Source organism: Roseateles sp., from assembly GCF_047654805.1.
Taxonomy (GTDB): domain Bacteria; phylum Pseudomonadota; class Gammaproteobacteria; order Burkholderiales; family Burkholderiaceae_C; genus Pelomonas.
Genome location: NZ_JASGIV010000001.1, coordinates 2,151,600 through 2,166,484 on the forward strand (window position 1 = coordinate 2,151,600; position 14,885 = coordinate 2,166,484).

General features: G+C 69.2%; 10 protein-coding genes and 2 riboswitches. Of the genes, 9 read left to right on the forward strand and 1 reads right to left on the reverse strand.

The features are described from left to right. Positions 1–51 precede the first annotated feature (51 nt). From QM732_RS09515 to QM732_RS09555, 9 genes are all read left to right on the forward strand, one after another. Positions 52–3,309: an amidohydrolase family protein gene (locus QM732_RS09515; RefSeq protein ID WP_415655926.1), complete on the forward strand. Its 3,258-nt coding sequence runs from the start codon at positions 52–54 to the stop codon at positions 3,307–3,309. A gap of 87 nt (positions 3,310–3,396) precedes the next feature. Next, entirely contained in the window at positions 3,397–4,659 is a 1,263-nt protein-coding gene (locus tag QM732_RS09520; RefSeq protein WP_415655927.1) for an MFS transporter, read from the forward strand. A gap of 9 nt (positions 4,660–4,668) precedes the next feature. Beyond that, a riboswitch (glycine riboswitch) is annotated at positions 4,669–4,753 on the forward strand. A 20-nt stretch (positions 4,754–4,773) separates the two neighbouring features. Next, positions 4,774–4,883: riboswitch (glycine riboswitch) on the forward strand. 27 nt (positions 4,884–4,910) lie between these two features. Beyond that, on the forward strand, positions 4,911–6,023 hold the full coding sequence (gene gcvT, locus QM732_RS09525) for a glycine cleavage system aminomethyltransferase GcvT (RefSeq protein WP_415655928.1): 1,113 nt from the start codon (positions 4,911–4,913) through the stop codon (positions 6,021–6,023). Positions 6,024–6,029: 6 nt separating this feature from the next. After that, positions 6,030–6,671: an FMN-binding negative transcriptional regulator gene (locus QM732_RS09530; RefSeq protein WP_415655929.1), complete on the forward strand. Its 642-nt coding sequence runs from the start codon at positions 6,030–6,032 to the stop codon at positions 6,669–6,671. Between the two features lie 27 nt (positions 6,672–6,698). Next, complete coding sequence (gcvH, locus tag QM732_RS09535) at positions 6,699–7,073, forward strand: glycine cleavage system protein GcvH (RefSeq protein WP_415655930.1); 375 nt, start codon at positions 6,699–6,701, stop codon at positions 7,071–7,073. 32 nt (positions 7,074–7,105) lie between these two features. Further along, entirely contained in the window at positions 7,106–9,994 is a 2,889-nt protein-coding gene (gene gcvP / locus QM732_RS09540; protein WP_415655931.1) for an aminomethyl-transferring glycine dehydrogenase, read from the forward strand. 2 nt (positions 9,995–9,996) lie between these two features. After that, on the forward strand, positions 9,997–11,385 hold the full coding sequence (locus QM732_RS09545) for an L-serine ammonia-lyase (RefSeq protein ID WP_415655932.1): 1,389 nt from the start codon (positions 9,997–9,999) through the stop codon (positions 11,383–11,385). Positions 11,386–11,392: 7 nt separating this feature from the next. Continuing rightward, the gene (locus QM732_RS09550) at positions 11,393–12,199 is read left to right on the forward strand and encodes an NRDE family protein (RefSeq protein ID WP_415655933.1); all 807 of its coding nucleotides are present in this window, start codon (positions 11,393–11,395) and stop codon (positions 12,197–12,199) included. An 81-nt stretch (positions 12,200–12,280) separates the two neighbouring features. Next, positions 12,281–13,810 carry a hypothetical protein gene (locus QM732_RS09555; RefSeq protein WP_415655934.1) on the forward strand — a complete coding sequence of 510 codons (1,530 nt, stop codon included), beginning with the start codon at positions 12,281–12,283 and terminating at the stop codon, positions 13,808–13,810. Positions 13,811–13,813: 3 nt separating this feature from the next. Here QM732_RS09555 and QM732_RS09560 read toward each other — a convergent pair whose 3' ends face one another. Beyond that, positions 13,814–14,827 carry a zinc-binding alcohol dehydrogenase family protein gene (locus QM732_RS09560; protein WP_415655935.1) on the reverse strand — a complete coding sequence of 338 codons (1,014 nt, stop codon included), beginning with the start codon at positions 14,825–14,827 and terminating at the stop codon, positions 13,814–13,816. Positions 14,828–14,885 lie beyond the last annotated feature (58 nt).

Genomic DNA, 14,885 nt, shown 5'->3' on the forward strand with positions numbered 1-14,885 from the left:
GACGCCCCGCCGTGGGCGCTAACCTGTCCCGTTTCATCCGCACACCCACCCATGCACCGCCTGAAAGCCCTCCCCGCCCTCCTGCTGGCCGCCACGCTGTCGGCCCAGGCCCAGGATGCCGCCACCAAGCCGCCGGCCTGGAGTGTCAATGCGCCGCCGGGCGTGGCCAAGACGGCGACCATCGACGTGAAGACCGGCACCTGGATGAGCGTGGATGTCAGCCCTGACGGCAAGACCCTGGTCTTCGACCTGCTGGGCGATCTCTACACGCTGCCCGTCGCCGGTGGCGAGGCCAAGGCGCTGACCCATTCCATCGCCTGGGAGCAGCAGGCCCGCTTCTCGCCCGATGGCAAGCAGATCGCCTTTCTGAGCGACGCCGGCGGCGGAGACAACCTCTGGGTCATGAACGTGGACGGCAGCAATGCACGCGCCGTCACCAAGGAAGACTTCCGCCTGCTGAACAATCCCGTCTGGCATCCCAACGGGCGCTACCTGCTGGCGCGCAAACACTACACCGGCACGCGCAGCGCGGGCTCCGGCGAGATCTGGCTGTACGCGGTGGACGCTGACGCGGCCAAGAACAAGGGCGTGCAGCTCAACGAGAAGCCCAACTGGCAGAAGGACCTGGGCGAGCCCGCCATGTCGCCGGATGGCAAGTACCTGTACTACTCGCAGGACACCACGCCCGGCCGCGTCTTCGAATACAACAAGGACAGCAACGGCGAGATCTACAAGATCTTCCGCCAGGACCTGCAGGACGGCTCCGTCGAGGCCTTCGTGACCGGCCCCGGCGGCGCCGTGCGGCCCACGCCCTCGCCCGATGGGCGTTACCTCGCCTTCGTGCGCCGCGTGCGCAACCAGAGCACCCTGTTCCTGAAGGACTTGCAGACCGGCCGCGAGTTCCCGGCCTGGAGCGGTCTGTCGCGCGACCTGCAGGAGATCTGGGCCATGTGGGGCGTCTACCCCAGCTTCGCGTGGATGCCAGGCAGCAAGGAGATCGTCGTCTGGGCCGAGGGCAAGATCTGGCGCGTGGACCCCTTCAAGGGCTCTGCCGCCGAGATCCCCTTCCACGTGAAGGACACGCGCGAGCTGCGCGAGCCCATGCGCTATGCCCAGGTGGTGGCGCCCGACAAGTTCGCCGTGCACCAGTTGCGCGGCGCCCAGGTGTCGCCGGACGGCAAGCGCGTCGTCTATTCCGCGCTCGGGTCGCTCTACATCAAGGACCTGCCGAGCGGCACGCCGAGCCGCCTCACGAAGCAGAACGACGCCTTCGAGTTCGCGCCCAGTTGGTCGCGCGACGGCAGGAGCCTGGTCTACGCCACCTGGCGCGACGATGTCCAGGGCAGCATCCGCCGCCTGGAGTTGGCCTCGGGCAAGGAGACGGTGCTCATCAAGCAGCCCGGGAAATACCTGGAGCCACGCCTGTCGCCGGACGGCCGGCAACTGGTCTACCGCAAGGTCAAGGGCGGAGCCCTGACGAGTCCCTGGCACAGCCTGGACACGGGGCTTTACCTCGCCGCTGCCGACGGCTCCGGCAAGGCGGAGCGCATCAGCAAGGACGGCAGCGCGCCGCAGTTCGGCGCCTCGGGCGATGATCTGTTCTTCACGAAGACCAGCAGCACCAGCGAGGTCGAGCAGCGCTTTGCGCTCATGAGGCTGAACCTGCGCGACCGCAGCGAGACCGAGGTGGCCCGCAGCGACGCGGCCTCCGAGTACGCTGTCTCGCCCGACGGCCAGTGGCTGGGCTTCGTCGAGCGCTTCCACGCCTACGTCATGCCGCTGCCCAGCGTGCAGGGCCAGGCCGGCAAGGCCATCACCGTCGGCGCCAAGATGGACGCTCTGCCGGTACGCCAGCTCGACGTCAACGCCGGCTCGGCGCTGCACTGGAGCGGCGACAGCCAGCAACTGCATTTCACACTGGGCGACGAGCTGTTCACGGCCAACGCCCAGGGCAAGGACAAGGCGACGTCGCGCAAGATCGGCTTCGAGCAGGTCAGCGACAAGCCCAGCGGCAAGATCGCGCTGACGGGCGCTCGCATCGTCACGATGAAGGGCCAGGGCGATGAAGGAGTCATCGAGGGCGGCACCATCGTCGTCGACGGCAACCGCATCGTCGCCGTCGGCAAGGACATTCCCGTGCCGGCCGACGCCAAGCGTGTCGACGCCAGCGGCAAGACCATCGTGCCGGGCTTCATCGATGCGCACTGGCACGGCGCGATGATGGACTCCGGCATCATCCCGCAGCAGAGCTGGGTCAACCTGGCCTCGCTGGCCTTCGGCGTGACGACGCTGCACGACCCGTCCAACAACAACGCCGCCATCTTCACGCAAAGCGAGATGCAGCGAGCCGGCCTCGTGCTCGGCCCGCGCATCTACTCGACCGGCACCATCCTCTACGGTGCCCGCACGCCCTTCTACTCCAACGTCAACAGCCTGGACGATGCGTTGACCCACCTGAACCGGCAGAAGTCGGAAGGTGCCATCAGCGTCAAGAGCTACCAGCAGCCGCGCCGCGACCAGCGCCAGCAGGTGCTGGAGGCCGCGCGCCAGACGAGCATGATGGTGGTGCCCGAGGGCGGCTCGCTGTTCCAGAACAACATGAGCATGGTCGTCGACGGTCACACGACCGTGGAGCATTCGCTGCCGCTGGCCGACGTGTGGGACGACGTCAAGCAGCTGTGGAGCCAGACAGCCGTGGGCTACACGCCCACGTTGAATGTCGGCTACGGCGGCCTGGACGGCGAGCACTACTGGTATGCCCGCACCGAGGTCTGGAAGCACCCGCTGCTGAGCCGCTACGTGCCGCGCACGGTGCTGGAGCCGCGCTCCGTGCGCCGCGAGACCGCGCCTGAGGAAGACTTCAACATCATCCGCGTGGCCCGCACGGCGACGGCGCTGTCGCGCGCCGGCGTCAACACCTCCATTGGTGCGCACGGCCAGCGCGAAGGCCTCGGCACGCACTGGGAGATGTGGATGTTCGTCATGGGCGGCATGACGCCGATGGAGGCGCTGCGCACCGCGACCATCAATCCGGCGCGCAACTTCGGCTTTGACAAGGACCTCGGCTCCATCGAGCCCGGCAAGCTGGCCGACCTCGTCGTCATCGCCGGCAATCCGCTGGCCGACATCCGCCAGAGCGACCGCATCGCCCAGGTGATGCAAAACGGCCGGCTGTTCGATGCGATGACGATGAACCAGGTCGCGCCGGTGGCCAAGGTCCGCAAGCCACTGTTCTTCGAGGGTGCCGACGGCCAGACCATGCCCATCGACAGCCACGCGCTGGAGACCGCGCACGGCCACGGCGATTGACGCCGCGCCGCGCCTGGGGCGCGGCGGGTGGGGGGCGACGGGATACAAGCCCGCAACGTTGCCTTCTTACACTCGCCGCGCCGCCCCTTGCCGTTGCCCGCCTTGTCCACGACCTCACCCGCCGCTCCAGCCGCCAGCGTCTATCGCAACACCGGCTTCACCCACTTCCTCGTTGCGCGGCTGCTGGCCGTGCTGGCCACGCAGATCCAGGCGGTCGTCGTGGCCTGGCAGGTCTATGACCTGACGCGCGAGCCCATCGCGCTGGCCTATGTTGGCCTGGCGCAGTTCATCCCCATGCTGGTGCTGCTGCTGCCGGCGGGCGACCTGATCGACCGCTTCAGCCGCAAACCCATCCTGGCGGCGAGCTGGGCGGTCAGCACGGTGTGCGCGGCTGCCCTGTGGTGGCTGTCGGGCCACGGTTCGGCGAGCGTCCAGGGCATCTATGCGGTGCTGGTGCTGTTCGGCTGCGCGCGGGCCTTCTCCGCGCCGGCGCTGCAGAGCCTGATCCCGCAGATCGTGGCCCGCGAACAGCTGGCCCAGGCGCTGGCCGCCAACAGCATGCTGCTGCGAGTGGCCAGCATCGGCGGCCCCTTCCTGGGCGGCCTGCTCTACGCAGCTGGCGGCGGGGCGCTGACTTACGCCGTGTGCTTCGCCAGCCTGGGCCTGGGCACGGCGCTGCTGCTGCGCGTGCCGGTGGCGCGTGCGGTGGCCGTCGCCGCTGGCGGCACGATCTGGCAGCGCTTCGGCGCCGGCATCCACTTCATCCGCACCCGCCCCATCATCCTGGGCACCATCTCGCTGGACCTGTTCGCCGTGCTGCTGGGCGGCGTGGTGGCGCTGCTGCCGGTCTATGCGCACGAGGTGCTTCAGGTCGGCCCCGCCGGCCTGGGTGCGCTGCGCAGCGCGATGGCCATCGGCGAGGTGGCTACGGGCTTCTACCTGGCCGCGCGCCCCTTCGACCGGCATGTCGGTCGGCGCATGTTCTGGGCCGTGGCCGTGTTCGGCGCAGCCAACCTGGTGTTCGCGCTGTCGCACTGGTTCTGGCTGTCGCTGCTGGCACTGGCCGTGGCGGGCGCGGCCGACATGGTCAGCATGTACATCCGCGGCGCGCTGGTGCAGTTCTCGACACCGGACGACATGCGCGGCCGCGTCAACGCAGTGAACATGCTGTTCATCGGCTCGTCCAACGAACTTGGCGAGTTCCGCGCAGGCAGCGCCGCCCACTGGATGGGCGCGGTGCCAGCCGCCGTCAGCGGCGCGCTGTGCACGCTGGGTGTGGTGGGACTGTGGAGCTGGATGTTCAAACCCATACGGCAAGTCGACCGCTTCGAGCAAGCGAGCCCAAACTGATCGCTAGAATGCCGGCCGTCAGGAGAGCGCCCCGGAGAAGTTGGGGGCCGCCGAAGGCGCAACAACGCTCAGGCAGAAGGACTGACAAGACGCGGCGGGTGACAGACACTCGACGCGTTCCTCACTGGAGAGAGGCCGGCCCCTGAGCCGGCCCACCGAAGGGGCAAGCCCGTGGCCATCCGCCAAGGGTCAATCTCTCAGGTACCCCGGACGGCGAGGACATCCACACCCGAATTCCGTCGGAGCTCTCGATGTCCTCTTTGCTGCAAACGCCTCTTCACGCCCTCCACGTCGAACTCGGCGCCAAGATGGTGCCCTTCGCCGGCTACGACATGCCGGTGCAATACCCCACCGGCGTGATGGCCGAGCACAAGCACACACGCGCGGCAGCTGGGCTGTTCGACGTGTCGCACATGGGCCAGGTGCGCCTGGTCGGCGCCGATGCCGCCGCTGCGCTGGAAACGCTGGTGCCGGTGGACATCGTCGACCTGGGCGTCTTCAAGCAGCGCTATGCCTTGTTCACGAACGACCAGGGCGGATTGCTGGACGACCTGATGGTCTGCAAGCGTCCGGACGACCTGTTCGTCGTGGTGAACGCCGGCTGCAAGGTCCAGGACCTGGCCCACATGGAGAAGCACATCGGCGGCCGCTGCGAGGTCATCCCCGTGCCCGAGCGCGCGCTGCTGGCGCTGCAAGGCCCGCAGGCCGTGGACGTGCTGAGCCGCCTGAACCCCGGGGTCGCCCAGCTGACCTTCATGACCGGCGGGTTCTTCTCGCTCGACGGCATTGACACCTTCCTGACCCGCTCGGGCTACACCGGCGAGGACGGCTACGAGATCTCCGTTCACCAGGACGATGCCGTCGCGCTGGCCCGCAAGCTGCTGAGCTATGCCGAGGTCAAGCCCATCGGCCTGGGCGCGCGCGATTCGCTGCGACTGGAAGCCGGCCTGTGCCTGTACGGTCACGACATCGACGAGAAGACCACGCCGGTCGAGGCCTCCATCACCTGGGCCATCCAGAAAGTGCGCCGCGCCGGCGGCGCGCGTGCCGGCGGCTACCCGGGTGCTGCCGTCATCGACGCTCAGCTCGCCAGCGGCACCGCGCGCAAGCGCGTGGGGCTGGTCGGCAAGGAGCGCATGCCGGTGCGAGAGGGTGCAAGGATCGTCGCCGCCGACGGCACCGAGATCGGCGTCGTCACCAGCGGCACGCTGGCCCCCACGGTCAACCAACCCGTCGCCCTTGCCTACGTGGCCAAAGAACATGCCGCAGTCGGCACCGAGGTCTTCGCCGTCGTACGCGACAAGCGCACGCCCATGATCGTGTCGGCAACGCCCTTCACCCCCAACCGCTACTACCGCGGCTGAGTCGCGATGTACCAGCCCAGCTATCACGCGGCACCTGGCCCCGAGGCCATGCTGGACCTCGTCGCTGCCCCCGGGCTGGCGATGATGGTCACCGTCGTGGAAGGCTCGGCTGTCATCGACCACCTGCCCTTCGTGCTGGATCGCAGCCGCGGCCCGCTGGGCACGCTGCAGGCCCATGTCGCACGCGCCAACCCCGTCTGGCAGCACCTCGAGGCCGGCGCGCCCGTGACCGTCGTGTTCCAGGGGCCGGCCCACTACCTGTCGCCGGCCTGGTATCCGACCAAGCTGGACACCGGGAAGGTCGTGCCCACCTGGAACTACCTCGCCGTGCATGCCCGCGGTACGACGCGCGTCGTGCAGGACGCCGAACGGCTGCTGCCCATGCTGGAGCGCCTCATCGCCGCCAACGAAGGCCCGCTGCACGGCAGCGACCACTGGAAGGCCTCGGACGCGCCGGCTGGCTACCTCAAACCCATGCTCAAGGCCATCGTCGGCTTCGAGATCGAGATCACCGGCCTTGACGGCCGCTGGAAGCTCGCCCAGGACGAAGCGCTGCAGGACCGCCATGGCGCCGTCAGCGGCCTGCGAACCCTGGGCGACCCGCGCGCCCAGGCCATGGGCGACCTGATTCAATCCACCCTCCCCTGACCCGGAATTCCACCCAAGGAGCAATCCATGAGCATCAAGTACACCCCCGACCACGAATGGCTTGAAGTCCACGGCGACGGCACGGCCACGGTCGGCATCACCGTGCACGCGCAGGACGCGCTGGGCGACGTGGTCTTCGTGGACCTGCCCGAAGTCGGCAAGACCTACGCGGAGAAGGACGTTGCCGGCGTCGTCGAGTCCGTGAAGGCTGCGGCCGACGTCTACATGCCCGTCGACGGCGAAGTCACGGAGGTCAATGAGGCGCTGCGCGACGACCCGGCGCTGGCCAACACCGACCCGCTGAAGGCCGGCTGGTTCTTCAAGGTCAAGCTGAGCAACCCCGGCCAGCTCGACGCCCTGATGGACGCCACTGCCTACGACGCGCTGCTGAAGACGCTCTGATCCTCGCCCCGAAATACCCGAAGTAGACCGCCATGCCGACGCCGCTCTCCCAACTCGAAGACGCCTCCGAATTCCACGCCCGCCACATCGGGCCGGATGCCGTCGATGAATCCCTGATGTGCGCCGCCGTCGGCGTGGCCAGCCGTACCGCGTTGATCGACGCGGTCGTGCCCAAGTCCATCCGCCGTGCGCAGGGCATGAAGCTGCCTGACCCCATCACCGAGGCTGGCGCGCTGGCCGAGCTGAAGGCGATCGCCGGCAAGAACAAGGTCTACAAGAGCTTCATCGGCCAGGGCTACTACGGCACGCATACGCCAGGCGTCATCCTGCGCAACATCCTCGAGAACCCCGCCTGGTACACGGCCTATACGCCCTACCAGGCGGAGATCTCGCAGGGCCGCATGGAAGCGATCCTGAACTTCCAGACCCTGGTGACGGACCTCACCGGCATGGACATCGCCAACGGCTCCATGCTGGACGAGGCCACCTCGGCCGCCGAGGCCGTCACCCTGGCCAAGCGCGGCGTGAAGAGCAAGAGCAACACGCTGATCGTCGCTGGCGACGTGCACCCGCAGACCATCGAGGTCATCCGCACGCGCTGCGCGCCGCTTGGCATCGAGGTCAAGGTCGGCATGGCGCCGACGCTGATGGCCGAGAACGACTATTTCGCCGTCGTCTGCCAGTACCCAAGCACGGCAGGCCTGATCCACGACCTGAAGGCCTTTACCGAACAGGCCCACGCCAAGCAGGCCGCCTTCATCGTCTGCACCGACCTGCTGGCGCTGACGCTGCTGGTCTCGCCCGGCGAGTTCGGTGCCGACATCGTCGTCGGCAACAGCCAGCGCCTTGGCATGCCCATGGGCGCCGGCGGCCCGCACGCCGCCTTCCTGGCCTGCAAGGACGAGTTCAAGCGCTCCATGCCGGGCCGCCTGGTCGGCGTCAGCAAGGACGCGCAAGGCCACCCGGCGATGCGCCTGGCGCTGCAGACCCGCGAGCAGCACATCCGCCGCGAGAAGGCCACCTCCAACATCTGCACGGCGCAGGTTCTGCCGGCCGTCGTCGCCAGCATGTACGCCGTCTACCATGGCCCGCAAGGCCTGAAGCGCATCGCAGAGCGCGTCGCCAGCTACACGTCCATCCTGCACGCCGGCCTGACGCGCCTTGGATTGAAGGTTGTCACGCCGCACGTCTTCGACACCCTGCTGGTCGAGTGCGACGCCGCGCTGGTGATGGCCAAGGCGGTCGCCGCGCAGGCCAACCTGCGCAAGCATGGCGACAAGCATGTCGGCATAGCCCTGGACGAGACGACTTCGCGCGCCGACATCGAAGCGCTGTGGAGCTGGTTCGCGCCGGCAGGCGCCGCGTTGCCCACGGTTGCGGAGTTCGCAGCCGGCGTCGACAGCCTGATCCCCACTCACCTGCGCCGCACCAGCGCCTTCCTCAGCCACCCGGTCTTCAACACGCACCACAGCGAGACGGAGATGCTGCGCTATATCCGCAGCCTGTCGGACAAGGACCTGGCGCTGGACCGAAGCATGATCCCGCTGGGCTCGTGCACGATGAAGCTGAACGCGACGGCCGAGATGATCCCGATCACGTGGCCGGAGTTCGCGGGCGTGCACCCGTTCGCGCCACAGGACCAGCTGGCCGGCTACACCGAGCTGGACCAGCTGCTGCAGAACTGGCTGACCGAGTGCACCGGATATGCCGGCATCAGCCTGCAGCCCAACGCCGGCTCGCAGGGCGAATACGCCGGCCTGCTGGCCATCAAAGCCTGGCACGAGTCCCGCGGCGACGCCCAGCGCACGGTCTGCCTGATTCCTGAGTCGGCCCATGGGACCAACCCCGCGTCCGCGCAGATGGTGGGCATGCAGGTCGTCGTCACCAAGTGCGACAAGGAAGGCAATATCGACCTGGCCGACCTGAAGGCCAAATGCGAGCAACATGCCGACAAGCTGGCCGCCATCATGATCACTTACCCCTCCACGTATGGCGTGTTCGACACGCACGTGAAGGAGATCTGCGCGATGGTGAAGGCCCACGGCGGCCGCGTCTACGTCGACGGCGCCAACATGAACGCGCTGGTCGGCGTGGCAGCCCCCGGCGAGTTCGGCGGCGATGTTTCCCACCTGAACCTGCACAAGACCTTCTGCATCCCGCACGGCGGCGGCGGCCCGGGCGTCGGCCCGGTCTGCGTGGTGGACGACCTCGTTCCCTTCCTGCCGGCGCACCGCACGGCGGGCCTGGGCAAGGACACCAACATCGGCGCCGTGTCCGCGGCCCCGCTGGGCAATGCGGCCGTGCTGCCCATCTCGTGGATGTACATCCGCATGATGGGCGCCGAGGGCCTGAAGAAGGCCACCGAGGTCGCCATCCTGTCGGCCAACTACGTCGCCGCGCGGCTGTCGGACCACTACGACATCCACTTCTCCGGTGGCATTGACGGCGTCAAGGGTGGCGGCGTTGCCCACGAGTGCATCCTGGACCTGCGCCCGCTGAAGGAGACCTCAGGCGTCAGCGCCGAGGATGTCGCCAAGCGACTGATCGACTATGGTTTCCACGCACCGACGCTGAGCTTCCCGGTCGCCGGCACGCTGATGGTCGAGCCGACCGAGAGCGAATCGCGCGCCGAGCTGGACCGCTTCATCGATGCCATGATCCAGATCCGCCACGAGATTGCCGACGTCGAGGCCGGCAGGCTCAGCCGCGAGGACAACCCGCTGGTCAACGCGCCGCACACGTCCATGGTCGTCAGCGCGACGCAGTGGACCCACGGCTACAGCCGCGAGGTCGCCGCGTTCCCGCTACCGTCCTTGCGCCGGCAGAAGTACTGGTCGCCGGTAGGCCGCGTGGACAACGTCTACGGGGACCGCAACCTGTTCTGCAGCTGCGTGCCGCTGTCCGACTACGAGGAAGCCTGACCATGGCGGTGTCGGTCTTCGACCTCTTCAAGATCGGCATCGGCCCGAGCAGCTCGCACACGGTCGGCCCGATGCGGGCCGCGCGGCTGTTCGGGCTGCGCCTGCAACATGATGGCCTGCTCGACAAGGTGGCCCGCGTGCAGGTCATCCTGTACGGGTCCTTGGGCGCCACCGGCAAGGGCCACGGCAGCGACAAGGCCGTGCTGCTGGGCCTTGCTGGGCACGAGCCGGACACGGTGGATGTCGAAGCCATCCCGGCGCTGCTCGACGTCATCCGCAGCGGCGACCTGAACCTCGTTGGCCAGCACAAGATCGCCTTTGACGAATCCAAGGACCTGGTCTTCAAGCGCCGCGAGACGCTGCCATTTCATGCCAACGGCATGCGCTGCATTGCCTTCGACGCCGACGGCAACGAGGTCGCCAACCGCGTGTACTACTCGGTCGGCGGTGGGTTCATCGTCAGCGACGAGGTCGCCGCCGACGGCAGCAAGCAAAAGGTCATCGCACCCGATGTGACCGTGCTGCCCTACCCGTTCAAGACCGGTGACGAGCTGCTGGCGCTGACCAAGAAGTACGACCTGTCCATCGCCGAGGTGATGCGCCGCAACGAGGGCCACTGGCGGCCAGACGCCGACACACGCGCCGGCCTGCTGAAGATCTGGGGCGTCATGCAGTCGTGCGTGCAGCGCGGCTGCCGCACGGAGGGGATCCTGCCAGGCGGCTTCAAGGTCAAGCGCCGCGCGCCCAGCCTGCATGCCAGCCTGACGTCCAACCCCGAGCAGGCACTGCGCGACCCGCTGCAGGTGATGGACTGGGTGAATCTCTATGCGCTGGCCGTCAACGAGGAGAACGCGGCCGGCGGGCGCGTCGTCACGGCACCCACCAACGGCGCCGCCGGCATCATCCCGGCGGTACTGCACTACTACCACCGCTTCGTGCACGGCGCGAGCGACGACGGCGTCATCGACTTCTTGCTGACCGCCGCAGCCATTGGCATCCTCTACAAGGAGAACGCCTCCATCAGCGGCGCCGAGGTGGGCTGCCAGGGCGAGGTCGGCGTGGCCTGCTCGATGGCCGCAGGCGCGCTGTGCGCCGTCATGGGTGGCACGCCGGAGCAGGTGGAGAACGCGGCGGAGATCGGCATGGAGCACCACCTGGGCCTGACCTGCGACCCCGTAGGCGGCCTGGTGCAGATCCCGTGCATCGAGCGCAATGCCATCGCCTCGGTCAAGGCCATCAACGCGGCGCGCATGGCGCTGCGCGGCGACGGCACGCACTTCGTCAGCCTGGACAAGGTCATCAAGACCATGCGCGACACCGGCGCCGACATGATGACGAAGTACAAGGAAACGGCCCGAGGCGGGCTGGCCGTGAACATCGTCGAGTGTTGACGCGCCCATGTGTCTCGCCGCGTTCGCGCTGAACGCCCATCCGCGCTTCCCCCTGGTCATCGCCGCCAATCGCGACGAGTTCTTCGCCCGGCCTGCAGCGCCCATGGCCTGGTGGCCGGCCAGCGGCGTCGAGTTGCTGGCCGGACGTGACCTGGAGGCCGGCGGCACCTGGCTGGGCCTGACGCGCTCCGGCAGGCTGGCCCTGCTGACCAATGTCCGCGAGCCGGGCCGACAGGTGGACGGCGCGCCATCGCGCGGCGAGCTCGTCGTCGACTGGCTGGCCAGCCGGGACGACGGGGCCGACTTCGCCGCGCGCCTGAAGCCCGGCTACAACGGCTTCAACCTCGTCACCGCCGACCTGGCCCGCGGCGCCTGGCACTGGATCAGCAACCGCGCGCCAGCACCGGTGGCCCTCGGGCCCGGCCTGCACGGGCTGTCCAACGCAGCGCTCGACACGCCCTGGCCCAAGACGATCGGCCTCAAGGCGGACCTTGCCCGGGCGCTCGACGATGCGGCCGATGCACAGCAGCTCGTCACACGGCTCATGGAGGCGCTGGCCGATGCCGCGCCGGCTGCGGATGCGTCGCTGCCCGACACAGGTGTCGGCCTGGTCCGCGAACGCCTGCTGTCGCCGCGCTTCGTGCGCATGCCCGATCCCGACCAACCCGCGCTGGCGCGCTACGGCACGCGCTGCTCGACCGTGCTGGTTCGTGAAGCGGACGGCCGCACGCTCGTCGTCGAGCGCAGCGTGACAGCGCAAGGGCAATGGCTGGCGCCGGTCATGACCACCCTGGCGGCCTGGCCCGGCCGCTGAACCCTGAACGTCCCCACCTGCCCGAGCACGGGTTTCAAGTGCTGACAGGCGGCCATGTGGCCACGACACAATCCGGCCGTCGTGTCCGCCGCACTTGCCCTCCCCCGCCGCTCACCACCCGACCCGCGCCTGCTGCAGCGCTGCCTGCTGCTGGCAATGCTGCTGCATGTATGGCTGGTGCTGGTCTTCGGCAACGCCACCGGTACGGCCACACCCGGGCAGGGTGTGTGGGGCAGCCTCACGGTCAAGCTGATCGGCCGCAGTGGCGGTGCTCCCGACGCACCACCCGGCGACCCGGCCCCGCTACAGCGCGACAACGGTGCGCTCGGCAGCGGTGCTCAGCCTCGTCATGGTGGCCAGGTCCGCCCGGCCACGCCAGCGGCCACCGACCCCGGCGCGGCCGAACTTGGTCGATGGAATCCGCGCGAGGTGGCGCCGCAGGCCGCCCGGACCGACGAGACCTCCAGCGCGCCGCCCAGCACGGCAACGCTGGAGCTGCCTGAGGCCTTCAAACCCATCGCGCGCGAGAACCTTGAGACACCCGTGCCGCGCGGCATCCCCACGCCCGCCGCAGAGCTGCCGGCCACCGTCGGGCGGCTTGACGCGCGGCCGGACGCTGCCGTCCACGCCCTGTCCCCGCCTGCCCGCGTGCGCGCGCAGCCCCGTCCCGCAGAGCTGCCCGCGTTGCCCGCCGAGCTGCCGTCAGCGGTGGGCCGCCTGGATGACTCTCCCGTGCCCGCCCGGACCGCCACGCTGCCTCGTCCAGCCGAGCTGCGGGCTGCCCCCGCGCCAGCGGCCATGCCCGCCACCAGCGTCGAGCTGCCGTCTCCGGTGCGCCGCCTGGAGGCCACGGGAGAGGCCCGCACTCCCACGGCTCTGCCCCGACCGGCGGAGTTGCGTGCAGCCCCTGGCAGGACCACCCAGCCGCTGCCCACCGGCGCATCGCTCCCCTCGGCGGTGCAGCGCCTGGAAGCACCCGCGGCCGAGAGTGCGGGCGTCACGCCACTGAGGCGGCCCGACGAGTTGCGCATGCCAGCCGGCACGGCCGCGCCCTCGATGCCCACCGGCCAGGACCTGCCCAACCCAGTGCGACGGCTTGAAACAGCCGACAGTGCCGCCGGCGTTGCGCCGCTGCAGCCGGCAACCGCTGCGCGTGCGCTGCCCGCGGCGCCTGACGGAGCAGTCCTGTCGGAGCTGTCAGGCGCCCTGCCCGGCCAGGTGAGGGCACCGGCTGGGCCAACCGGTGTCGCCAGGGGCGACCCCAGCGCAAACCCTGGCGCCGATCCCTTCGCCGCCCCCAAGGCCTCGGCCGGCTCTCCCGACGCCGGTTCACGCCTTGGGCCCGACCTGGCCATGCCGCCTTCTGCCTCGGCCAGTGCGCCGCGCGCCCCGCTCAACCTGTCGCTGCCGCGCAGTGGTGACATCGCCGCTCGCCGTGGCCCCGGCCTGGTCGAACTGCTCCCCCAGCCGCCCGAGCGCAAATCCAGGCTTGAGCAGTCCATCGAGAACGCCGCCAACCAGGATTGCCGCAAGGCCTACGCCAACGCCGGCATCCTGGCCGCGCTGCCGCTGGCCCTGGATGCCGCGCGCGGCAAGGGCTGCAAGTGGTAAGGCTCAGAAGCCGCTGAGCACCAGCTTGCCGCGCATGCGGCCCGACTCGACCAGCTCATGCGCGCGCCGCAGGTTGGCTGCGTTGATGGGACTCAGCCGTTCGCTGACGGTGCTGCGCAACCGGCCCTCGTCCACCAGATTCGCCACGCGCGCCAGCAGCCGGCCCTGCTCGGCGATATCGGCCGTGCCGAACAACGGCCGGGTGAACATCATTTCCCAGTGCAGGGAGAGGGCCTTGCGCTTGAGCATCGTCACGTCCAGCGGGCCGGCCGGATCGTCGATCAGGCCGATGCGCCCCTGCGGCGCGGCGGCGTCGACAAGGGCGGCCCAGTGCTGGTCGGTGTGCGTCAGGCTCGCGACATACCCGACCTCGGCCACCCCGGCTGCCACGAGCTGGGGTCGCAACGGCTGGCTGTGATCGACGACGGCATGTGCACCGAGCGCCTGTACCCAGGTCCGGGTCTCGGGGCGGCTGGCCGTGCCGATGATGCGCAGCCGCGTCAACTGGCGGGCCAGTTGCACCAGGATGGACCCGACGCCACCTGCCGCGCCGACGACCAGCAGGCTGTCGCCGTCGCCGCCGCCCTCGGCCACGCCCAGGCGGTCGAACAGCAGCTCCCAGGCCGTGATGGCCGTCAGCGGCAGCGCCGCTGCCTCGGCATCCGGCAGGCTTTGCGGCGCGTGCGCGGCGATGCGGTGGTCGACCAGTTGCAGCTCGGCATTGGATCCCGGGCGGTTGATCGCCCCGGCGTAATAGACACGATCCCCGATGGCAAAGCCCTCGACAGCGGGGCCTAGCGCCTCGACGACACCCACTGCGTCCCAGCCCAGGACTTCGGGGCGGCCGGGTTGCGGTGCACGGCTGCGGCGTACCTTGGTGTCGACCGGGTTCACGGAAACCGCCGACACCCGGACCAGCAGGTCACGAGGCCCGGGCTCGGGTTCGGGGAGTTGCAGCTCGATCAGGGACTCGGGATGGCTGATGGGCAGGGATTGGAGGTAGCCGATGGCTTTCATGACGTGTCCTTCTGGAAGGGGTAGACCGCGATGGACGTCATGCTGCCGTCCAAAATTT